The sequence below is a fragment of the Pseudomonas sp. NY15372 genome (assembly GCF_048068215.1).
Lineage (GTDB): Bacteria > Pseudomonadota > Gammaproteobacteria > Pseudomonadales > Pseudomonadaceae > Aquipseudomonas > Aquipseudomonas guariconensis_A.
Map to the genome: position 1 here is coordinate 35342 of NZ_JBLUPY010000005.1, position 22467 is coordinate 57808.

General features: G+C 61.3%; 18 protein-coding genes. 5 read left to right on the forward strand and 13 right to left on the reverse strand.

Annotated elements, in window-relative coordinates:
- Positions 1 to 18: 18 nt before the first annotated feature.
- From ACNFG0_RS05725 to ACNFG0_RS05785, 13 genes are all read right to left on the reverse strand, one after another.
- A complete protein-coding gene (locus ACNFG0_RS05725) occupies positions 19 to 2469 on the reverse strand; it encodes a TonB-dependent siderophore receptor (RefSeq protein WP_416764224.1) in 2451 nt (816 codons plus the stop codon).
- A gap of 77 nt (positions 2470 to 2546) precedes the next feature.
- On the reverse strand, positions 2547 to 3392 hold the full coding sequence (locus tag ACNFG0_RS05730) for a FecR family protein (protein WP_416764225.1): 846 nt from the start codon (positions 3390 to 3392) through the stop codon (positions 2547 to 2549).
- A complete protein-coding gene (locus ACNFG0_RS05735) occupies positions 3389 to 3913 on the reverse strand; it encodes an RNA polymerase sigma factor (RefSeq protein WP_416764226.1) in 525 nt (174 codons plus the stop codon). Before ACNFG0_RS05735 ends, ACNFG0_RS05730 begins: the two co-directional genes overlap by 4 nt.
- A gap of 222 nt (positions 3914 to 4135) precedes the next feature.
- Positions 4136 to 4912: an ABC transporter substrate-binding protein gene (locus ACNFG0_RS05740; protein WP_416764325.1), complete on the reverse strand. Its 777-nt coding sequence runs from the start codon at positions 4910 to 4912 to the stop codon at positions 4136 to 4138.
- 69 nt (positions 4913 to 4981) lie between these two features.
- Positions 4982 to 5929 (reverse strand): ornithine cyclodeaminase family protein, encoded by a 948-nt coding sequence (locus ACNFG0_RS05745; protein WP_416764227.1) that lies wholly within the window; start codon positions 5927 to 5929, stop codon positions 4982 to 4984.
- Positions 5926 to 6903 (reverse strand): threonine/serine dehydratase, encoded by a 978-nt coding sequence (locus ACNFG0_RS05750; RefSeq protein WP_416764228.1) that lies wholly within the window; start codon positions 6901 to 6903, stop codon positions 5926 to 5928. The genes ACNFG0_RS05745 and ACNFG0_RS05750 overlap by 4 nt, the downstream gene beginning before the upstream one ends.
- A gap of 18 nt (positions 6904 to 6921) precedes the next feature.
- Positions 6922 to 8043 carry a succinylglutamate desuccinylase/aspartoacylase family protein gene (locus ACNFG0_RS05755; RefSeq protein WP_416764229.1) on the reverse strand — a complete coding sequence of 374 codons (1122 nt, stop codon included), beginning with the start codon at positions 8041 to 8043 and terminating at the stop codon, positions 6922 to 6924.
- A 210-nt stretch (positions 8044 to 8253) separates the two neighbouring features.
- On the reverse strand, positions 8254 to 8859 hold the full coding sequence (locus ACNFG0_RS05760) for a helix-turn-helix transcriptional regulator (protein WP_416764230.1): 606 nt from the start codon (positions 8857 to 8859) through the stop codon (positions 8254 to 8256).
- 292 nt (positions 8860 to 9151) lie between these two features.
- On the reverse strand, positions 9152 to 9760 hold the full coding sequence (hxsA, locus tag ACNFG0_RS05765) for a His-Xaa-Ser repeat protein HxsA (protein WP_416764231.1): 609 nt from the start codon (positions 9758 to 9760) through the stop codon (positions 9152 to 9154).
- Entirely contained in the window at positions 9757 to 10986 is a 1230-nt protein-coding gene (gene hxsC, locus ACNFG0_RS05770; protein WP_416764326.1) for a His-Xaa-Ser system radical SAM maturase HxsC, read from the reverse strand. Before hxsC ends, hxsA begins: the two co-directional genes overlap by 4 nt.
- Positions 10987 to 10991: 5 nt before the next feature.
- Complete coding sequence (gene hxsB, locus ACNFG0_RS05775) at positions 10992 to 12479, reverse strand: His-Xaa-Ser system radical SAM maturase HxsB (protein WP_416764232.1); 1488 nt, start codon at positions 12477 to 12479, stop codon at positions 10992 to 10994.
- On the reverse strand, positions 12476 to 12775 hold the full coding sequence (gene hxsD / locus ACNFG0_RS05780; RefSeq protein ID WP_196146493.1) for a His-Xaa-Ser system protein HxsD: 300 nt from the start codon (positions 12773 to 12775) through the stop codon (positions 12476 to 12478). The genes hxsB and hxsD overlap by 4 nt, the downstream gene beginning before the upstream one ends.
- A gap of 176 nt (positions 12776 to 12951) precedes the next feature.
- The gene (locus tag ACNFG0_RS05785) at positions 12952 to 13866 is read right to left on the reverse strand and encodes a LysR family transcriptional regulator (protein WP_230386197.1); all 915 of its coding nucleotides are present in this window, start codon (positions 13864 to 13866) and stop codon (positions 12952 to 12954) included.
- Positions 13867 to 14072: 206 nt separating this feature from the next.
- Between ACNFG0_RS05785 and ACNFG0_RS05790 the strand changes: the two genes are divergently transcribed.
- The 5 genes from ACNFG0_RS05790 (at position 14073) to ACNFG0_RS05810 (ending at position 22382) form a co-directional block, all read left to right on the forward strand.
- Positions 14073 to 15089 carry a zinc-dependent alcohol dehydrogenase family protein gene (locus ACNFG0_RS05790; RefSeq protein WP_196146494.1) on the forward strand — a complete coding sequence of 339 codons (1017 nt, stop codon included), beginning with the start codon at positions 14073 to 14075 and terminating at the stop codon, positions 15087 to 15089.
- 659 nt (positions 15090 to 15748) lie between these two features.
- Positions 15749 to 17035 (forward strand): hypothetical protein, encoded by a 1287-nt coding sequence (locus ACNFG0_RS05795; protein WP_416764233.1) that lies wholly within the window; start codon positions 15749 to 15751, stop codon positions 17033 to 17035.
- Positions 17035 to 18396 carry an aminotransferase class I/II-fold pyridoxal phosphate-dependent enzyme gene (locus tag ACNFG0_RS05800; RefSeq protein WP_416764234.1) on the forward strand — a complete coding sequence of 454 codons (1362 nt, stop codon included), beginning with the start codon at positions 17035 to 17037 and terminating at the stop codon, positions 18394 to 18396. Before ACNFG0_RS05795 ends, ACNFG0_RS05800 begins: the two co-directional genes overlap by 1 nt.
- Before the next feature lie 78 nt (positions 18397 to 18474).
- Positions 18475 to 20124, forward strand: a complete 1650-nt coding sequence (locus tag ACNFG0_RS05805; RefSeq protein ID WP_416764235.1) for a VRR-NUC domain-containing protein — start codon at positions 18475 to 18477, stop codon at positions 20122 to 20124.
- Positions 20121 to 22382, forward strand: a complete 2262-nt coding sequence (locus tag ACNFG0_RS05810; protein WP_416764236.1) for an ATP-dependent DNA helicase — start codon at positions 20121 to 20123, stop codon at positions 22380 to 22382. Before ACNFG0_RS05805 ends, ACNFG0_RS05810 begins: the two co-directional genes overlap by 4 nt.
- The last annotated feature ends 85 nt before the right edge of the window (positions 22383 to 22467 follow it).

A 22467-nucleotide genomic window follows, 5' to 3' on the forward strand; every position in this document is an offset into this window, starting at 1 on the left:
CCGCTGGCTGGCACGCTATCACCAATTGTGCGTATAGCTGGCGGTCAACACAGTCCCCGGTGCCGGCAGGTGGCTGGTGTTGTTGTTATTGCGCAGCAGTTGGCTGTAGAGCGGGTAGTAGTCGCGATTGAACAGGTTCTGGATGCCGATGCTCACCTGGTCATCGGGGGTGAGCCGATACTGGCTCACCAGGTCCACCGTCGTGTAGGTACTGACCTGATGGCGGCCGAAGCTGTCGACACCATTGAGGCGATAATCCTTGGAATCGAAGAACGTGGCCTGTAGGCGGTTGCTCCAGTCGAAGGTCGGCTTGTACTGAATGTACGCCGTCAGCTTCAGTGGCGGGACGCGATAGCCGGTCATGTCTTGCCAGCCCTTGCCGTCCGGCTTCTCTCGCCCTTGCATCCAGGTCGCGCTACCTCCGGCGCCCCATACTTCATCGTCGCTGAGCCAGTCTGCGCTGGCCTCCACGCCATAGACGCGCTCCTTGGTGCGGGTGAGGATCAGGCCGTTGTTGAAGCTTTGTACGTCGCCCAGCTTGGAAGTGGTGTAGAACAGCGCCAGAGTGCCCAGGGTGTTGCTGCCCAGCTCGCCGCGCCAGCCAAGCTCGTAGTTGTTGGTCTTGACCGGCTCCAGGTTCGAGGCGCCCAGATCGAAGCCACGGCGCGCGTTGCGCAGCTGGATGCCGATGTCGGGCAACTGGAAGCCCTGGCTGAAGGAGGCGTAGATTTCCTGGCCGGTGACCGGCGAATAGACGATGCCGATGTTCGACAGCAGCGCATCGTAGTCGATGTCGCCACCCTTGACCGTTGCCGGAGAGGCCGCCTTGGATTCGGACAGCGGGACGAAATCATCGAACTTGGCCGTGGAGTACTCGTAGCGCAGGCCGCCGTCGATCGACCAGTGTTCGTTGAAACGGTGCTGCAGCTGGGCGAACGCGCCGGCGCTTCGGGTTTTGAGCGGCGGCATGTAGGTAAGCCTGCCGGTCTTGTCGAACACCAGGCCGCCACTGGCGTCGTAGGCGTCCGGGTCGAACACGTCCAGCGGCATGTCGCTGCGCTCCTGGTTGTAGTCGCCGCCCCACACCAGTTCGGTATTGCCGCTTTCGCCAAGCGGGGTGCGCAGGGTCAGGCGGCTGCCGAACACTTCGCTGTTCTGCATCACCTGATCGACGTTGCCGCCGCGGGTTGCGACGGCGCGGGCATCGAATGGGGTGAAGCGGGTGAAGTAGTCCCGGTAGTACACCTGGGCAGAAAGCCGGCTGCCGAGAATGTCCAGGTTCTCGTATTCCAGGTTCACCAAGGTATTGCGAATGCGGTTCTGCTCGTCCAGGTCCAGGCCTTTGATCGCATTGGCCGGGACCGAGCCTGGTGGAAGCTTGGCGACGCTCGGGTCGGTGGCGTAGTCGGTGTCCTGGCGTGCGTCGTAATGGCTGACCGCGAGCTGGACCCGTTGGTCCTCGTCGATGTGCAGCCCGAGCTTGCCCCCGATGTTGTAGATGTTCGAGTCGAACAGGTCGCCCTGGCTCGGTTCTGGCGCGATGCGGTCGCCGTGCGCATCGTACGAGGCGCCGACGTGGCGGGTACCGAAGTCGAACGCGTAGTCCACTGCCCCTTGGGAGCCTGCGAAATACTGCTGGAACTGGCCGCCCAGCCCATCGCTGCCCAGGCGGGTCAGGGGCGAGGTGGCGCTCAGGCTGGTTTCGGTCCGGTTTTCACCACCGGCGGGGCGGGTGGTGATGGAAATGATGCCGCCAGTGGCGCCGCTGCCATAGATGGCGCTGCTGCCGCGTATGACTTCGACCCGCTCGATCAGTGCCGGGTCGATGTTGGCCAAGTTGCGCGAGGAGTCGCGGTTGGTGTTGAGCGGCACACCATCGACCATGATCAGCATGCTGCGTCCGCGCAGGGTCTGCCCATACTCGGTGATGGTGCGGCTGGAGTCGGACATGCCCGGAACTACCTTGGCCAGCACCGTGGCCAGGCTGTCGGAGCCCTGGCGCAGCTCCTGCAGTTGGTCATGCTCGATGACGGTGGACTGCCGGGTCGCAGAGACCAGGTCACTGCTGGTGCGTGAGGCGGTGATCTCCATCTGTGCCATTTCCAGAGGCTGGCTCGGGGCGGCTTGCGTGGGGGCGGGGGTATCTTGGGCCGCGCTGGACGGAACGATGATGAAGGTGTGCTCATCCTTGGCTTGCGCTTGCAGGCCGCTGTCCTCGAGCAACTTCTGCAGGGCTTGCTCCGGGGTGAACCGGCCTTTGATCGCAGGGGCCTGACGGCCTTCACCCAGGTCGCCGGCAAAGATGATCTGCACCGAGGACTGGTGGGCGAGGCTGTTGATGGCTTGCCCGAGCGGCGCGGCCGGCAGGTCCACGTCCACCTTTTCCCGGCCTTGCGCCGACATCGCGAGGAGCAGGCTGCTGGTCAGCAACGAAAGGCGTAGGGAGCGATTCCTGAAGGAAGAATGCACGTCTGGAATTCCTTTGTAGGTTGGCTTTTTCCAAATAGCCGCCACGGAGATCCAGAAACCCTACCTGCTTCTGAGAATTATTTTCTTGTCGTTTTGCGTTGAACCAGTACGGCGCCGTCCGCTTGGCGCAGCACGGCAACGGGAAGGATGCTCGGCAGCAGGTCGAGCAACCGGTCGACCTTGTGGGCGTCGAAGACACCTGTCACCTTGAGCGCCGCCAAGCTGGTATCGCCCATCTCGATAGGCGCCTTCCGATACTGGCGCAGCACCGCGATCGCCTCGTCCAGCGGCGTCTGCTCGAACACGATGCGGTCATCCTTCCAGGCCATGGCGGTGGCGGCGTCGACCTTGGCGACCGGCGTCAGGTGCCCGCCGATCGAGTCGACCTGCTGCCCCGGCATCAGGATGGTCGGGGCTTGCGCTTCGCCGGCGGGCGCGACTTCGACGCGCCCGCGGGCCAGGGTCACACGCACGTCGTCGTTATCCAGGCGCCGGACATTGAACAGGGTGCCGCGAACCTCGACCCTGGCGGTGCCGGCCGACACCACGAACGGCCGGTACACAGCGGCAGCGACATCGAACAGCACCTGCCCGGCACGCAAGTCGACCTGGCGGCTGAGTAGGCGCCAATGCACCTCGACATGGCTGGCGCTGTCGAGTAGCAGCGTGCTGCCATCGTCCAGGACCAGGGAACGTCGCTCGCCGATGGCGGTATCGAAGCGCTCGGTCTTGTACGCCGGGTTCAGCCACGCCAGTGCTCCACAGGCGAGCGCGATCGAAAGCGCGATGCCGACGACCTTGGACGCCCTGCGCGGCCTTGGCTCGCAAGCCGGTAGCGGAAACAAGGTTTTCAGCGTTTCCCGATGACGCCCCAAGGCCTCGTCCACCGGCGCAGGCCCGGTTTTCTTCGAAGGGCTGGTCATGGATGAACCTCGCCACGACCGAGCCGCTCCCTGCAGGTGGCCAACCCCAAGCGCAGGTGCTTTTCGACGGTCTTGATGGAAATGCCAAGGCGCGCGGCCACTTCCGCCTGGGGGATTTCATGGATCTTGTGCATGACGAATACAGCCTGGCAACGCGGGGGAAGGGCGGCAATGGCGTCGACGAGCAGTTGGAACTCGTGCTCGGCTTCATGTCGGCCCACAGGTGTCGCTGCTGTACAGACGACCTCGGGCAGCTCGGGCAGGGCATCCACCCACGCGGCACGGCGACGCTCGCTTCGATAGCGACTGACCGCCGTATCGTGGGAAATTTTCCGTAGCAGGGCAAGGGGTGTGCGCACGTCCTCTTTCTCATCGCGTTCGAGCAACTGCACGCACACGTCATGCACCACATCGTGTGCCGTGCTCCTGTCGCCAAAACGGCGGCGAACATGGTCCACGAGTTCGTCATAGTGACGGACCAAGGTGGACAGCAGCGTTGGTTTGGCGGGATCGAGCGACACGATGCACCCAGGAAAAGGAGCTTGGCTCCGGAGAAAGGATGCGAGTGTAAATGAGAAATAATCGCGAATAAACACCCTCTATCGCAAAGGACGAAAAGCTGAGTGGCGTTGCTGCTCGAGCATCATCCTTCAGCTATTTCAAGGTCGTCCCATACAGGTCCGAACCTGATCTTCAACAAACTCTCAGCCCATGCTCCACTTTCGATCCGTGAGGCTGATCCTCTATTCGCCGTAGATGTCGAACTTGAAGTAACGATCGTGAATGGCGTTGTACTCGCCGTTTTCGCGAATGGCCACCAGCGCCTGGTTGAAGCGCTCCGCCAGCGCTCTGTCACCTTTGCGTACTGCGATACCCACGCCGTCGCCAAAGTATTTGGGGTCTCTCAACGTTTCACCAGCGAAGGCGTAGCCTTTGCCATTCGGGGTATCAAGAAAGCCGATCTGCACGGCCACGTCGTTACCCTGTACAGCATCCAGCCGCCCGGCAATCAGGTCCAGGTATGCTTCATTCAGCGAAGCGTAGCGAATGACCTGCGCCCCGATCGGAGCCAGTATCTCGGTTGCGAAACGGTCGTGAATCCCTGCTCGTTGCACGCCTACCCGTTTAGCGGCCAGCCCTGAGAAATGGGCGCCCAGGTCGGCCCCTTCCTTCATCACGATTCGCCCGGCGGCTTGGTAGTAGCGATTGGTGAAGTCAACGGACTTCTTTCGCTCCTCGCTGATCGTCAGCGACGAAAGAATGGCGTCGATCTTCCTTACCTTCAGCGAGGGGATCAGGCCATCAAACTCTTGTTCGACCCACTGACACTTGACCTGCATTTGCGCACATAGCGCATTGCCGATGTCGTAGTCGAAACCGACGATCTCGCCACTACCGGTTTTGGATGCGAAGGGTGGATAGGCGGCCTCGATGCCAATGCGCAAGCTATCGACCGCGTGAGCGTGGGATGCCAAGAGCAGTGCGAGCGCTGTACTTGAGAAGAGGGTGGAAAGTTTTATTAATTTCACGACGTCGCTCCAGCAGACGTGTACCCCGCGCAGAGCGCGAGCATGCGAAGGGGGGGATGATCAGCCTTGCAGGGAGGCCAATGCACAGCTCGAAATCTGAGCGTCTTGGACGGCTACACCGGTCAGATCGACCAGGGTGATCTGATCGTCGTTTTCACGGCCACGCACTTTGCCTGCTAGCAGTGCGCCCAGCTCAGCCAATTGGCTTTCACTGATCAAGCCGGCCTTGAGGGCATGGGAGATCTCGCCGTACTGGCTGCACTGATAAATCGAGTCGACGATGATGCGGTCTGCCCGAGCGACGAGCGCAGCGTCGAGCTCCTGTTTGCCTGCAGCGTCGGCGCCGACAGCGGTGATGTGCGTGCCAGGCTGTACCCACTCGCTCTTGAGCAGAGGTTCACGGGAAGGGGTTGCGCTGACGATCAGGTTCGCGGCGCGGGCAACATCGGCGGCATTTCTGGTGGTCTGCACCTGATACCCCAGCCCGGTGGCGAAGGCCTTGTAAGCTTCGAGTCCGGCGTCACTGCGGCCCCATACGATGATCTTGCGGCACGTAGTAACAGCACCCAATTGCTCCAGCTGCATCCGCGCCTGCATGCCGGTACCGAGGATGCCGATTGCTTGGACGTTTTTCGGCGCCAGCAGGCGGGCTGCGATACGGCCGGCCAAGGCAGTGCGGATGCCTGTCAGCCAGCCTTCATCTTGCATCAGCGCGAGCGGCTGCCCAGTGGTGGCGGACAGCACCATCATCAGACCGTCGTTGCTTTCCAGACCTTTGGACGGGTTATCGTAAAAACCGGTGGAAACTTTCACGGTGAAGGTGTCGCTGCCTTCCACGTAGGCCGACTTCACGCAGCAGTCACCATTGGCGGCAGTGAACGCAAAAGCCTGAACCGGTGGAACCTGAACCTTGCCGGCGCAGAACGCAATGAAACCTTCTTCCAGGTGCTTTACTGCCAGCTCCAGGTTGAGTTGAGAGGTGATTTGCTCCTTGCTAAAAATTTTCATTGAACTGCCCCAAGGAATTTTTCGAGTAGGATGTTGCGGCCGCAAATGACCACCGCGACGCGCTTGCCCCGGTATTTCTTTGCCATTTTTTGCATGCCGGCCACCGCGACGCCGGCAGCGCCTTCGATGATCCAGCGTTCGCAGCTAGCGACATTGCGCATCGCCGCTTTGATTTCTTCCTCACTGACCAGCACTGTCCGCGTCAGCAGGCTCTGGCAGAGGGGGAATGTGATGCTGCCCGGTTCGATGCCGCCAGCGGTGCCATCGGACAGGGTGTCGTCTTCTTCCATTTCGATGATTTCGCCCGCTTCAAGCGATTTCTGCATGGTTGGGGCGTTAGCTGGCCAGCAACCGATGATGTGGATCTTCGGGTTTAGCGCGCGTAAGGCGGCGCCGATTCCGGAAATCATGCCGCCACCGCCAACCGCGACGAATACCGCATCCAGATCCGGTGCTTGTTCGAAGAGCTCAATGCCGATCGTGCCCTGGCCCGCGATGATTTCTGGATCGTTATAAGGCGAAACAAACGGTTTGCCTTGGATCTCAGCCTGGCGGGCAGCCTCGAGTTCCACGCTCAGCGGATCCATGTCGAGGCTCACGACTTCTGCGCCGAGGGCGCGAATGGCATCCAGCTTGTAAGCGGATGCCGAGGTGGTGGTGTAGACCGTGACCGGTACCCCCAGGACTTTGCCGGCAAGCGCCAAGCCCTGCCCGTGGTTACCCGACGAGGCGGTAATTACACCCAGCTTGCGCTGGGCTTCGGGCAACAGGCGGACTTTGTTGCTGGCGCCGCGGAACTTGAACGAGCCCGTGTGCTGCAGGTGCTCGCATTTGAGGTATACATGGCACCCGGTCATTTCGGACAGACGAGCGCTGTGGGTGAGCGGTGTGACACTCACTTCTGGGCGCAATGCTCGGTGCGCTTCGGCAATCGCCTCGTATAGCGAAAACAGGTCGTTGGCGTAGACAGTCATTTTTAACCCTTCGTGAATTCAGAAGTGATTGAGCAATTGGCCTGCTCGTCGATTGGAAAGTGGTTCGATACCGGCAAGCAGTGCTACGCGTTGGCCGGCGCGTACTAGCTTGAAGAGCGGTTGAACCACGAGAACGCCATCTACATCGCTGTGAATGGGCGTTCTCGGGGTGCCGACCGGGGCGTCGATCGGCACGAGTTCGGCGATCAATTCGCCTTTCGTGATGCGGTCCCCGGGACGTTTTTTCCAAGCCAGCAGACCATGTCCTGGAGAGGGCAAGTGGCTTGCGCCCTCGAGTGGGTAGATTTGAGGGGAGCCTTTCGCTTGAGGCTGATCGTCAAGACGCAACAGCCCTTCGCTTGCCAGGAAGTTCAGGATCCCTTTCGCGTCCTGTTTTGCCAGTTCGTCGTCCACATCCGCTTGCCCACGAAGCTCGATACTGGCGGCGAAAGGACGCTGCTCTCGAGCGCTCAAACCTTGGTCGATGAGCCAGTTCCATGGACGGTTGCACGACTCATCGAAAGGTTGGCCTCCCGCGCAGTGCTCGAGAAAGACAACATCGATGTTCATGCAGGCGGCGAGTCTGGTTGCCCGGTCACGCTGGGCCTCGTTCGCGTACAAGTGCAGCACACCTGCAGTATCGCAATGCAGATCCAACACGACGTCATGTTGGAGCGCTTCGCTTAGCAGTGCTTTGCGCAGCGCGCTGACGGTGTCCGTGGTCGACAGCGCGGCAATCGCGGCCTGCAGTTTCTGCTCCGGCAACACCGTACCGTTGTCGATGCGCTGAGCCTCCAGCATCGGGATGAGATCTGGAAAATTGCGGTTGAAGTTTTCACCGTTAGCCAGGTTGAAACGGCCGGTCCAGAATCCAAGTACGTTCTGCGTCATCCCCACTGGATTCGCGAATGGACAGATGACGATCTTGCCCAAGACTCGGCCTTCCTGGTGCAGGTCAACCAGCATTTCCTGCAGGTGCCACAGCGTCAGCAGCCCTGGATGCTCATCCGCATGAAGGCCGGCTTGGATATAGGCGCTACGCGCAGATTCCTGTCCGGTGAATTCATGAGTGAGCAGGCGGACCGTATTACCGGGGCCGAGGGGAGGGAGGTCCGTGAAGCGAGTCTGAATCGACATCATGCATGGCTCTTGCGTAGAATATTGGTCTACGGTAGACCTATTTTCTCTGTGCGGCAAGGGCCTTCAGGCATTCGAACATTGCAGCTTAGGCGTACCTCGGTACCGGCGATGGAGAGATCGACCCCTCTAAATCAAGGCTTTCCACACGGGTGGTCCTGTCGTACGTGAAGGCGCTAGTGTGGTGTTTTGCAAATACGACCAATAACCACACTAGGCTCTCAGCTCCTTGAGGTACTTGTAGACAGTCGCTCTGCCCATGCTGAGTACATTGGCTACATAGTCCGCGCCACTTCGGCCCTCGAACGCTCCTTCTGCATGGAGCGCCTCAACGAGGGCGCGCTTGTCTTGCATCTTCAATGTGCGCAGTGACAGGTTACGTTCCTTGAGCCAGGCGTGCAGGAAGGTGTTGATCCGCTCTTGCCAGTCATCCTTGAACAGCGCATCTGGTTGAGGGATCAAGCGGCTGACCTGGAAGAAAGCATCCAGTGCTTCTCGCGCTTGCTCCAGCACCGAAAAATTCAAATTGATGCAGAGCAGGAATTCAGCCTGCCCGTTCTGATCGTACAGAACGCTGGTGATCGAGCGTATTTTCTGCCCATCCCAGTTGATCTTTTCGTACGGGCCAATACTGGCGGAGCTACGAAAATCCCCGAGCTCCTGGTCCAATGCCGAATCATCACCCAGCTTTCGCTTGGAAAAATTGTTGGCAATGTGAACGACAGTTTGGCTTTTGACCTCATGCACGATGACTTCCGCGTGCGGGAAGAGCAGCAACGCGATGCTGTCGGCGATTGCCTTGTAATTCTCGATCTTCATCTTGTGCCACAGTTTGGATTTAGGAGAGTGGGCGAGCCCCGGGAAGTAGGCTTCACAACCACGGGCGTGGTGATTTTGTCCATGGTGGACTTGATCGTCGAGGGGTTCAAGAAGTGGCAATCAAATGCACCAAGATTCTCATCAATGGCGAGGCCCCTGTAGGAGCGGGCTCGTCCCGCGATGGGGCGCGCAGCGGCCCCAGATTGCTTGATTGACATGCACTTGCCTTGTAGCCGGCTGATCGATGCCCAGACGGACTCCGGAATAGGCGCTGGATTCAATCTGAAGCGACTTAAGGAATCTTGATACCCAACGCATTCAGCGATGGCGTATCCATCCGGCCATTCACGGTCAGCCCACTGTCCATTTGAAAAGCCATCAATGCGCCACGTGTCGCTTTGCCCATCACCCCATCAATGGCGCCTTGATAGTACTGGCGCACCATCAGCGCGGTCTGCACACGTGTTACCAGGTTGTTTTTCTGCTCACGGGTCGCGCGGCTATTTGAAGTATTCGAACTTCTCCCGCTGTTGGCACTAGACGATTGATAAAGGCTGTTGCTGCTTGAGGTACCGCTCGAAGTACTGGGCGCGCTGTAGCTCCGGGTAGTGGTAACGGGTGGGCTGTAGTAGCGAGGCGCGCTATAGCCTCCCGAGCCGCTGTAATGAGAACTGTGCGAACTGTGGGACCGGTGTGAACTGTGCGAGCGATGTGCCGCATAAATATTCACAGTGTCTGGCGCATTGAGCGTATCGGAAAATACCGGGGGTTGTAACTTGTCGTTGGATTGCCAGTTCGCATCGGCGAGCGACATATGGCCAGCTTGAGCCAGGGTAGTACCTGCCATCGGCAGCAGGCCGACCCCACTGATCAGGACTTTCCAGCGGTCGAGCAATTTCACTGTGCACTCCTTGCATAGACGCTAAAGGCGTCGGTCGATAGTGGTTGTACGCCGCGGCTTTGCCAGCGGTCGGTGTGGGATTTGAAGAAGCCGGAGCAGTGTTTGACGGCAGCGCATTGCTGACAGGTATCGATGAACAGGTTCTTCCAGTCCGAGATGCTCTGGCGGGCGAAACGCGAGAGGTGGGCCGGGATCAGGCACAGAGGCAGGTTGTAGATCGAAACCGGCACTGCGCGGTTGAACAGAAAATACACGGCCTGGCTCAACGACTCCTGATAATCCAGCGGGTCGATCCAAAGTTCTTCGTAGTGTTTTCTGGCCAGGCCGGTACTTTCGATACCCATCAGGGCAACATGTCGCACGAAAGGCAGGTTCCTGAACACATAGTGGGCCAGCTCGGGCAAGCGTGGCGTGGTCAGGCGATTGAGTACTACGCGTATTTCGATGACCTGGTTGGCGCGCGCCAGATTGTAAAGGCCTTGCAGGGTTTCACTGAAAGCGCCTGGAGCCTGCACCACATGGTCATGGTCTTCGGCGTTGTCGGCATACAGCGGGATGCCCCAGCTCAACTGGGGGTGGTCGATGGCAGTGAGCGCTGCGATCCAGCTTGGGTCTTGCAACTGGCGCCCGTTACTGAGCACATGAATGGATTTCTGTGGCAAAACGGCTTTGCACTTGGCCAGGATGTCGAGCAGGCCATCACGAAAAAGAGTTGGCTCTCCGCCGCTGACCCCCAGATTTTCCTCGCCCGCGTCCATCAGGTCGATCAGCCGTAGGTTCTCTTCGATGTGCCAACGATCATCGATATCTTTGGGCGGCTGCGAGCACATCAGGCAAAGGCTGTTGCATCGATCTGTCATGAACAGCAGGTTGCTGTCTGAGCCTCGTCGATAGAGCACTCGTACCAACGCGTTGCCTGGTGTGATGGCGATGACATCGCCGGGCTGCACGACATTTGCATCTTTGGGGGTGTGCAGGTGTAGCCGGGTGTTCTCGAAGTCTGCGATCAATGGCTCCGGGGTCAGGAATCCGCCTACCGGCAATGAGAGCAGATGCGGGTTCCGCAGTCGTTGTTCGTTTGGCAGCCAAAGCACCAGGTCTCCGAACTCAGCGCTTCCGGCACAAACAGCCAGGCCTTGTTCGATGAATTCATCCAGGGTGATGACCTTGAGCAGCTTTGGCTCACTCAGATGATGGATTTCGAAATGGGTCTCTTTACGCAGCATCGCCGTCATCCCCTGTAACCCGGGAAACGAACGTCGTTATAGGAGCGCCTGTTCAACCAGGACAGCAGCACCCTTTGAATGTTGTCGTCTCCATCACGAAGCAGGCCGAATAAATACTTGAGCAGCCCCATGTTCTTCTTGCAGAAACTGCTGAACACCCGGTGTCCGATCGGATCAGCCTGGCGGGCATAGTGTTCGACCGGGTCAGCACCACAGTACGGAACAAGTGCGCAGTCGGAGCAGCCCGGCAATGCTTCTGCAACGCCACTGGCGAGCAACGCATCCATAACGGGCGATGCGAGTAATTCAGACAGGGGTTGCTGCACGGTGCCGAGCCTCAAACCATCTTCACCCATCTCCAGCAGCATTCGGGCTTCGTCCGAGGGATAGACGTGACCGTCATAGTTGTAAACCAGCGCTGCCGTGCCTGCGCCAGCAGGGGAACGCAGGTCCACATAGCCGCAGGAGAAAGGTGTCAGGATATTCTTCAGCAATAGGCTCGTATAAGACTCCGAGAGATAGACGCCCTGTTGGTTGATATCGAGCAAATAGGTCAGGGCCTTCTTGTAGAAGGCCAGGTAGCGATCGATAGGATAATCAAGGCGATGGGCACTTTTGGTGGCGAATCCATAAGGGCTCAACGGCCGAAGCGAGATGGTGGAGAAGCCTTGGTTCACATACTCATTGATGATCGCTTCAGGTTGCTCGAGGCTTCTGGAAGTCAGCGTGGTCAGCGCGGAAACTGCATCATGGCCAAGGCGCTCACGGACCCACTGGATGCCTTTTACAGTGCGTTCGTAGGAATCCCGTGACGGAGTAGGACGGTTGGCATTGTGCAAGGCGGCCGGTCCATCCAGCGAGGTCGAAAACTGGATGCGATGTTGTTCTGCGAAGTCGAGTATTTCGTTCGTCAGGTGGTGCAGCGTGGTGGTGATGACGAACTGGATATCCCGTTGCTCGAGCACGTTCCTCTCAACGATCCATTCGATGATTTGACGGACACGCTCGAAGGCCAGAAGCGGCTCGCCACCCTGAAACTCCACAGTCAATGCAGGAGCATTCGATTCGAAAAGACGATCGACAGCCGCCAGTGCATCTGTTTGCGACAGGTCATGGCCCGAACCACCTAGAGGGGCGCGCGACACTTGGCAATATTGGCAGGTGTGATTGCAGCGCAATGTAACCACGAACAAGTGCAACGCAGGGCCTTCGAAGAGAAAGTCCTTACGGCTGCGATACTGCGCGGCCATTTCCGGGAATGGGTCGTGGCGGCCTGGTTCGTAGATGAAGTGGCGAGCCAGCAGGTCCTTGAAAAAAGGCGTACCCGCTTGAACGTCGAAGTAACTGAGGGCTCGTAACTGTTCCTCGGTCACGTGCATGTACTCACCGGTATCGGAGGTGAGCAGGATGTCACGGTCATGTCCCGTGTTCATGCGAATGAATCGGAAAGGCAGCAAGCGGTAGTGCTTGGCGTCTGTCGCAATCAGCGTCACTGCGGAATCCCGCATCCAGCGAGTGCGGCTCGGGTCAGAGCTTCACGCAATCCTGCGGTTTCTTGATTGATGTGGGCGCGCAGGGCGAAGTCGTTCAAATGTTGGAGGATCAGCGTATTTATCTGCTCCGGGGAAAGCATCAGCCTTGCTTCGGCGGGGAACGCCGTGAGGCTGATTTGGTCGGTTTCAATGCCGACTTGGATCGCGACAGTGTCGGCCAGAGAGTAAGCGGCACGTTGCACTACGCTCAGAGGATAGGCTGCGCTGTCGAGTTTCAGCGTTACTGGCCATGTCATCGGAACCGGTCCTTCAAATCCGTTGAATACGTGTGGATTTTGCCGGTTGAAGAGGCGTTATGCCATCATATTTTTTACATTTTCATACATTTGTCCGGCGTGGTGGGTAGTTCACCTCGCAGGTTACGGTGTTGGCCTGATTCAGGCGGAAGAAATATCGGGGCTCGATGTGCTAGTCAAAGACTCTCAGGGTCGCCAAAGAACATCTGTATCCGCGACCTCAGCCAACGCTCGGCCGGATCATTGTCCTGGGCGCCGCGCCAGGCCATGTGCAGCTCGAAGCTGCGCACGTCAAGGGGCAGGTCCTCGGCGCGCAGGCCTCCGGCGGCCGTGAGAGCGTCGGCAGTGTAGTCGGGCACCGTGGCGACGATATCGGTGCCGGCCAGCAGGCTGCCCAGGCCGTTGAACTGGGGCACGGCCAGGACCACGTGGCGTTTGCGACCGACCTCCTCCAGAGCTTCGTCGATGAAGCCGGAAAGATCGCCCGCGAACGATACCAGCGCATGGGGGCGGGCGCAGAAGTCATCCAGGCTGATGGCACCGGGCATACTGTCGGCGCGCAGCAGCTTGGGCTTGCTGCGGCGCAGCACCTTGCGCTTGGCGTTGGCCGGCAGCTCGTTGGTGTAGCTCACGCCGACGGAAATCTCGCCCGAGGCCAGCAGCGTGGGCATCAGCAGGTAGTTGACTCGGCGCACCACCAGCACGATCCCCGGCGCCTCGGCGCGGATGCGCTTGAGCAACTGGGGCAGCAAGGCGAATTCGGCATCGTCGGACAAGCCGATGCGAAACACCGAGGTGCTGGTGGCGGGGTCGAACTCGGCGGCGCGGCTGACCGCGGTGGAGATCGAGTCCAGTGCCGGGGAGAGCAGGGCGAAGATCTCTTGGGCCCGAGCCGAGGGCTCCATGCTGCGCCCGGTGCGCACGAACAGCGGGTCGTCGAACAGGGTGCGCAGGCGCGACAAGGCCGCGCTGATGGCCGGCTGGCCGAGGAACAGCTTCTCGGCTGCACGGGTCACGCTGCGCTCGTGCATGAGCGTTTCGAACACGATCAGCAGGTTCAGGTCTACGCGACGCAGGTCGTTACGGTTCATCGATACGCTTCGCCTTGAAGGGGGCAGGGGTGAATCTTAAGGCCAAAGGCTGTTACCCTGCATCGATTTCCGGGTGCCAATGCAAGGAATTGCCAGGGGCCCAATCGATGACAGGCATGTCGACTATTAATAGCCACTGATGGTCTAACGGCAAAAGCCCGGATAAAGTCCGTGGTAATACGAGTTTCACACAGGCGAGGTATGCGATGTCCCGCATGATCCGTTTCCACAAGTTCGGCGCGGCCGATGTGCTCCGTTGCGAGGAGCAGGCCGAACCGTCCCCTGCGGCGGGCGAGGTGCAGATCCGCGTCGAGGCGATCGGCGTCAGCTGGTACGACGTGCTGTGGCGGCAGAACCTGGCGCCGTCCCAGGCGCGTCTGCCGGCGGGTATCGGCCATGAGATGGCCGGGGTGGTGATGGCGGTCGGCGAGGGTGTCGAAGACATCGCGGTCGGCGACCGGGTGGCCAGTTTCCCTGCCACCAGCGCCAACGACCACCCGGTCTACGGCGATGTGATCGTCCTGCCGCGCACGGCCATCACCCGCTACCCTGACGTGCTCACGCCCATCGAGGCCAGTGTCCATTACACCCCGTTGCTGATCGCCTATTTTGCCTATGTCGATCTGGCCCGGGCCAAGGCCGGGCAGACTGCCCTGGTCACCGATGCCAGCCACTGCGCGGGCCCCGCGTTCGTGCAACTGGGCAAGGCCCTGGGGTTGAGGGTATTCGCTGCCACCAAAGACCCGGAGCAGCGCGACTACCTGCTGGGCCTGGGCGCCGAGAAGGTGATCGTCACCGAGGAACAGGACCTGCTCATGCAGGTCGGCAAATACACCGATGGCCGCGGCGTGGACATGGTCCTCGACGGCATGGGCGGGCCACAGATGTCGCTGTTGGGCGACGTGTTGGCACCGCGCGGCAGTCTCGTGCTGTATGGCCTGCAAGGCGGCAACCAGACGCCGTTTCCGGCATGTGCCGCGTTCCAGAAGAACATCCAGTTCTACGTGCATTGCATCAGCAACTTCACCGGTAAGCCGGAACTGGGCATCTGCCAGGACCAGGTGGCGCTGCAGCGTGCGCTGCGCGATATCAACCAGTTCACCGCCGACCAGTTGCTGACGCCACAGATCGTCAAGGTGTATCCGTTCGACCAAGTGGTCGAAGCCCATCGCTACATGGATGGCTGCCCTTGCGGTGGGCGGATCGTATTGACGATGGAGTGATCCGCCCGTTGCGCCAGGCACGCTACTCAGGGCCATTGGCGCACCTTCTCGACTTCACATGAGGCCGCCCCGCAGTGCGACGACACTGCGGGGCGGTTTTCTATCCTGATGCATAACGCATTTCTTTGGGTTATCAGAATGCTCTTACGTAATTAGGGATAATATCTGACAGCTTTTTTGTTTTAGTTGCAGCTGTTGCGGGTGAAGTTTGCCGTTTGACGAAGGGGTGCTTGATTGTATCGCTGTTGTCGTTATTAAAATTTGACGCCGCTGAATGGTTTTTTTACCGAGATCTGTATCTTTTATTCGTACCGCAACCTTCGATAATGAAGCCGTGTCAGTGATTGCAAGGAGCATAAAATGCGCTTGGGACGGCTTGTATACAGGGGTGGGAAGGTTCGAGGCTGGTCGGTATGGTCGACAGGGGCCAATGGCGTTGTGCTTGTCGCTAGACCTTGCGTTATTTCCCAAATGGCTGTGGGAAAAGTCTGCAAAGTAAAAAGTGCCCGCACTTGCAGTCAATACTTGTCGTGGATGCGACGCACTGAAGGACAAGGAGTTATTCAATGAGCAGCCTACATGACCAAGCCATGCACTATGTCTACCAACAAGTCCTCGAGCGCGTTAACGCGCACATGCCTCGGGCACAGCAAGCCTCGTTGCAACTGCTGACCCACCGCCTGGTGATGGCGGCGGGTGGCCAGGAGTACCTCGACCGGTTCCGCTTGTTGATGGTGCTGGGCAGCGACCGGCGCAGTGCCCAGCTGCTGGCCTGCGTGCGGGCGGCCCAGTTGAGCCTGGCCTTGCGTTGCGGCAGCACGTTCCGCCTGCGCGTGGTGGTGGCGTGCTTGCCGGGGGTGGATGCAGGGACGCTACACCGGCACGATCGCAGCTTCAGTGCATTGGTCATGCAGGACGATCCGCGGGTGGAACTGCTCATGGTCGAGGATGACCAACTGGTGCCATTCAGTTGCCGTCAATCGTTGGTTACGGCGCAGTGGTCGGGGGCGCGGGAAGCGATGCTGTTGTTCGGCCACCTTGCCGAGGCAGCGCCTGCCGCGCTGTTGGGCGCTCGCCTGCACCTGCAACTGGCCGATGCCCTGCGCCTGGCGCTCGATTGTACCGATGGAGCCAATACCTTGGTGACGGCCTGGTCGGGTCGTCACCGCCTTCGATTCCTGGCGTGGGGCCGCCGGATCATGCGTCTTGCCAAGGCGCCGGGCCTGGACGATGTGCATCGTTGCGCGGCCTCACTGGTAAAGGGCCTGGGGCGGTTGCAGATGCTGGTCGGGGCGCCCGCGGGGCGCTTCGTCACCGCACCGGCTGTGGTGGCTCGTGAACACCTGGTCAACGTCCTCGCAGTTGACGATCTGTTGTATCCGTCGTCTGGCATGGGCGCTCTGGATGACATGCTGGGTCTCGCGGATGATCTGGGCAACGCCAAGGCGAACGCCCTCGAACCTCACCTTGTCAGGAACTTGTGCACGCTCAAGGCCCGGCTGCGTGCGGATGAAGGGCAGGGCACGCGCCTGTCGCTCAAGGGCACGCAGTTGACCTGGTGGCTGCGGGTGCAGCAGCAGGTCCGGGCGCCATTTCTGCAGGCCCATGGGTTGAACGAGGCGCAACTGGCCTGTCTGCTGTTTGCGCCTTTTTGCGATCATGGCCGCGATCTTTCTTACTTTCTGCAGCGTTGTCATCCCTGTATGCAAGTTGCCTTGCCGTATCTGCACAAAGCACTGCAGGGCAAGCCGTGCCCCGAGGCGGTAAAGCGATGGCTGGTGGATACCAGCGGCCTCACCTTGACGCAGCTTCAGGCGATCTACGCTGGGCGGCTTAGCGCCCCGGTCCGGCGGGTGCTGGCCAACCTGGTGCGGCGCGACATCGATCTGCGCCTGGTGCCAGGCGCCTCACCGCCTCCTGCAACGGTGCGTCAGGCGGCGCTCTGATGGGGCGCTGCGGGCGGGGCGAGTTCGCCTACCAGGCGGTGTGTCGCTACATTGAAGCGCTCATCAACCAGGCCGACCCCTCCGAGGAAGGCCGTCTGCCCTCGTTACGAGACCTGGCTGCACGTCTGAAGGTATCGCTGGCCACGGTGCAGAATGCCTACAGCCTGCTCGAGCATCAGGGGCGAGTACGGTCGGTGCCCAAGTCTGGCTATTTCGTGGCGTTCGAAGCCAGGGAGCGCGAACAATCGGCCGCGCCACGGCCTCGGCCCGCGTTCGCCCTGCCGATGGCAACCCCCATGGGGCTCGAGCGAGCCTTGCTTGCCCAGGAGCGGCGGCTATCCCGTCAAACAGGTGCGTCGAGCTGGCGCTCAGGCGAGGGCGCATTGCTGCGCCACGTCCTGGCCGCTCGCTACACACGCTCGTCCGGGCACAGCTGGAATGCCGAGCATGTTCACTTGGCAACGGATGTGCAGGCCTTGCTGGAGGCGTTACTGCGGGCTTTGCGCCTGCAGGGAGCGACCGCCGTGGTGGCCACGCCATGTTGCCGACGCCTGCTCCAGGCGCTGCGCTGGGCCGGGATGCGGGTCCTGGAAGTGCCTGCGGGCGATGACAGCGCGCTGGACCTGGAGCGTCTGGCACACGTGCTCGCCTGTGAGCCTGTGGCCCTGGTGGTGTTGCCGTCCTGCCTTGCCACGCCCTTGGGGCGCAGGGTCTCGTATTGCGACCAGCAGGCTGTGGCTCGATTGCTCGCCGACCATCCGGCCTGGTTGCTCGAAAACGACCTGGACAGCGCGCATTGCTTTGGCGAGCCGCCGACCATGCATCTTCGCGACGGAGTCGATATTCGCCGGCTGTTGGTGCTGGGGTCGCTGGAGGCGACGTTGGGTGCCGAGGGGCCCTATGCGTATCTGCTCTGCCGCCAGATGGGAGTGGAAGAGGCCATCGCCCGCCGTGGCTTCCTGATCCCGCCGTTGCGCCAGCAGGCTATTGCCCTGGTCTGCGCCAAGGGCGAGGTGGAGGCTTGGTTGCCGCGCTTGCGCAGCGAGCTGCAGGCGCATATGGAGCACTTGTTTCTGCAGGTCGAGCTATGTCTGGGAGACAGAGTGGTGGCTGCCAAACCAGAGGGTGGCCGGAGGATATGGGGCCGCTTGACGCAGCCGGCGAACCTTGACGAGGCGCAGGCGGTATTGGCTGGCACGGGTTTGATGATTACACCCGGCGAACGGTTCAGCCTGCAGGGAAACCATGTGGGGTATGTGGCCCTGACCTGGCAGGGCGCCCCCCGAGAAGGGCTGGAGCCGCTGTTGCACAGGCTGGGCCGGGCCTTGGCACAGCCGTTGGCGGATGACGCACCAGGGTGACCGCCGATCCGGGGCGCTTGTCAGCGGGGCTGGTCTGTATGTATAACCAGTGCCTGTCCCGCTATTTGCCCTGTCACCGTGATTGCCCATTCCGTCGACGACCCATTCTATTACCTGCACAACTTCAGGCAGGTCGTGGCATGGGTCCAGCAGCGCTATGCCGATGTGCTCGATGATGCCGAGCAGGGCTTCTTGCGCACGTTTGCCGAGTTACCCCAGCCTGCCCAGGCCATGCTGGTGCGCATGGTCATGCGCAAAGGGGAGTTGTTCCGCAGTGACCGGCTCGACTACGCCGAAATCGGCCCGTGGCAGGTGGCGCTCGAGCCGTTGTTGCAGCTTGGGTGGGTATGTGACCACGTGACGTTGGCCCTGGAGCAACTGTTCGGTGTGCTGCGCAAGGAAGAACTCGTTCAGTGCTTCGCTGCGCAACTGAGTCGGCCCCGGGCAGCAAAGGCCGAGTTGTTGGCGCAATTGTTGCCACTGGCGCTTTCGCCCCGGCCACTGACGCAATGGTTCCCGTCCTGCCCTGTGCGTATTTTCCATTGGCGCCTGCAACCGTTATGCGATCGCTTGCGCCTGTTGTTCTTCGGCAACCTGTACCAGGACTGGTCAGAGTTCGTACTTGCCGACCTGGGTGTGCTGCGCTATGAGCAGGTGCCGTTCAGTGCCGACTCTCGGGCATTGCGCCAACGCGTCGAGGTCGATCTGGCCATGGCCTTGCATCAGTGTGCCGAACGCCTGGAGCAAGGGGAGGCGCCAGGCGTCGTGCTGGCTACCCTGGAGGGGCTGCACAGCGACAACCCCTGGCTTGCCCGGCGCCATTCCCGGGTCTTGTATGGCATTGGCCAACGCTGCGAGCGACTGGGCGACTGGGACCAGGCCCTCGAGGTGTACGGTCGGAGCAACCACCCCGAGGCACGTATCCGCCAGGTACGGGCCCTGGAGCGTAGCGAGCGATGGGCGCAGGCCCACGCACTGGCGTCGGAAATGGCCGCTGCCCCGGCCAATGCCCTTGAGTCCCAGGCGCTGGCCCGCATGTTGCCACGCCTTTCGCGCAAGCTGGGCGGGCCACCTGGGGCCCGTCGCCGCGCAGCGGAGCTCGAGCTGATCGAGTTGGAGCTGCCAGCGGCGCTCGCGGAACTCGGCGTCGAAGAGGCGGTGCGCCTGCACCTGACCCAGGGCGGGGGCACTTGTCATTACGTGGAAAACACGCTGTTCAACAGCCTGTTCGGCCTGTTGTGTTGGGAGGCGATCTTCGCCCCGGTACCTGGCGCGTTCTTCCACCCCTTCCAGGCCGGCCCTCAAGACCTGCACGACGATGATTTCCGGCAGCGTCGCACCGCCCTGTTCGACGCCTGCCTCGCTCGACTCGACGATGGTAGCTACCGGCAGGCCATAGCCGAGCGCTTTGTGGCCAAGCAGGGCTTGCAATCGCCCTTCGTGTTCTGGCCGATGCTCACGCCAGAGCTGCTGGAGCAGGCGTTGGACTGCATACCGGCGATGCACCTGAAACAGTGCTTCCTGCGCCTGTTGCAAGATATCCGCAACAACCGCGCCGGCATGCCCGACTTGGTCCAGTTCTGGCCGGGGGAAGGCCGTTACCGCATGGTCGAGGTCAAGGGGCCCGGTGACCGCCTGCAGGACAACCAGCTGCGCTGGCTGGAATTCTGCCGTGAGCACGGCTTGCCAGTCGCGGTCTGCCATGTCCGCTGGAGCGATACGGCATGACCTACACCGTGGCGGTACGCGCGCTGTGCGAGTTCAGCGCCAAGGTCGGGGACCTGGACCTGCGTTTCACGCCGTCGCCCACGGCCCAGGAAGGTATTGCCGGCCATCGCCGGGTGGTGGCAAGGCGCGGGGCAGGGTACCAGTCCGAGGTGGCGCTGCAAGGCGAGTACCAGGGGCTCGAGGTCCGGGGGCGAGCCGATGGCTACGACCCGGCAGCCAACCGCCTGGAGGAAATCAAGACGCATCGTGGCGACCTGGCCCGCCAACCCGGCAACCATCGCCAGTTGCATTGGGCCCAGGCCAAAGTCTACGCCTGGCTGCTGTGTCAGGCGCGACAACTGAATTCGATCGAGGTCGCGCTGGTGTACCTGGACGTGGACAGCGATCGGCAGACCGTGATCAGCGAGCAGCACACCGCCACCGACCTGCAGCGTTTCTTCGAAAGCCAATGCCGCTGTTTCCTGGCCTGGGCCCAGGCCCAGGAGAGGCGCCTGGCCGAGCGCGACCGCGACCTCAAGGCCCTGGGCTTTCCCTACCCACAGTTCCGCCAGGGCCAGCGCCAGTTGGCCGAGACCCTGTACAAGGCGGTCAGTACCGGCCGCTGCCTGATGGCCCAGGCCAGCACCGGTATCGGCAAGACCCTCGGCACCTTGTTCCCATTGCTCAAGGCCATGGTGCCGCAGCAACTGGACAAACTGTTCTTCCTCACCGCCAAGACCCCAGGGCGGGCCCTGGCCCTCGATGCCCTGCGCCAGGTCACCGAGGCCACACCGCAGCCGGCCTTGCGTACCCTGGAACTGATCGCTCGGGACAAGGCCTGCGAGCATCCCGGCAGTGCTTGCCATGGCGAGTCCTGCCCGTTGGCGCGAGGCTTCTACGATCGCCTGCCCGCCGCGCGTGAGGCTGCGGCGCAACGGCCGCTGCTCGACCGTGCCGGCCTGCGCGAGGTGGCCCTGGCGCACCAGGTCTGCCCGTACTACCTGGGGCAGGAGATGGCGCGCTGGGTCGATGTGCTGGTAGCCGACTACAACTACTACTTCGATGCCCATGCCTTGTTGCATGCCTTGACCCAGGCCAACCAGTGGCGGGTCGCGGTATTGGTGGACGAGGCCCACAACTTGGTAGAGCGGGGGCGCGGCATGTACAGCGCAAGCCTCGACCAGGGCCAATTGCAGGCGTTGCGTCAAGGCAAGCCGGCGGGTCTGGGCAGCGCCCTGGACCGACTCAACCGGCAGTGGAACGCGTTGTACAAGGCGCAACGGGCTCCCTACGAGGCCAGCGACCAGTTGCCCGGGGCGTTCCTTGGCGCGTTGCAGCAGTGCATCGGGCTGATCCAGGTGCGTCTTGAACAGGCCCCGGGCGAGATGGAGCCGGCCGTCTTGCAGTTCTATTTCCAGGCCTTGCAGTTCAATCGGGTCGCGGAATTGTTCGACGAACACTTCATCTTCGACGTGAGCGTGCGCAGCGGCCCGCGCAAGCGCCGGCTGGCCACCTTGTGCTTGCGTAACGTGATACCGGCGCGGTTGCTGGGCCCGCGCATGAGTGCGGCGCGCAGCGTCACGTTGTTCTCCGCCACGCTCAACCCCCGGCATTTCTACGCCGACCTGCTGGGCATGCCGGCCGACACCGCCTGGCTCGAAGTATCCGCGCCGTTTCGGGCCGAGCAGCTGCAGGTGCGCATCGCCAGCCAGGTTTGCACCCGTTATCGCGAACGGCATGCCTCCCTGGCACCGATCGTGGAACTGATCGCCGAGCAGTACCGACGCGCGCCGGGCAACTACCTGGCGTTCTTCAGCAGTTTCGAATACCTCGGCCAAGTGGCCGCGCTGTTGGCCGAGCGCTACCCGACCATCCCGCGTTGGGAACAGGCTCCGGGCATGGACGAAGGGGCACGCGAGGCGTTTCTCGCCCGCTTCGTGCCCGATGGGCAGGGGGTCGGTTTCGCGGTGTTGGGCGGCGCCTTTGGCGAAGGCGTCGACCTGCCCGGCACCCGGTTGATCGGTGCCTTCGTCGCCACCCTGGGGCTGCCCCAGGTCAACCCGGTCAACGAACAGTTCAAGCAGCGCCTGGGCCGGCAGTTCGGTGCAGGCTTCGACTACGCCTACCTGTACCCAGGCGTGCGCAAGGTCATCCAGGCCGCCGGCCGGGTGATCCGTGGCGACCAGGATCAAGGCGTGCTGCTGCTGATCGACGAACGCTTCGCCGAGCCGCGTGTACGGCAGATGTTCCCTGGCTGGTGGCAGGTGGCGGGCGAATAATCGCCGCGGGCCCCATCGCACGGCGTTGCAACTCCCAGTACACTGCGCGTTCCAACACCTACATCCGTTGAACTCGAGGTTCTTG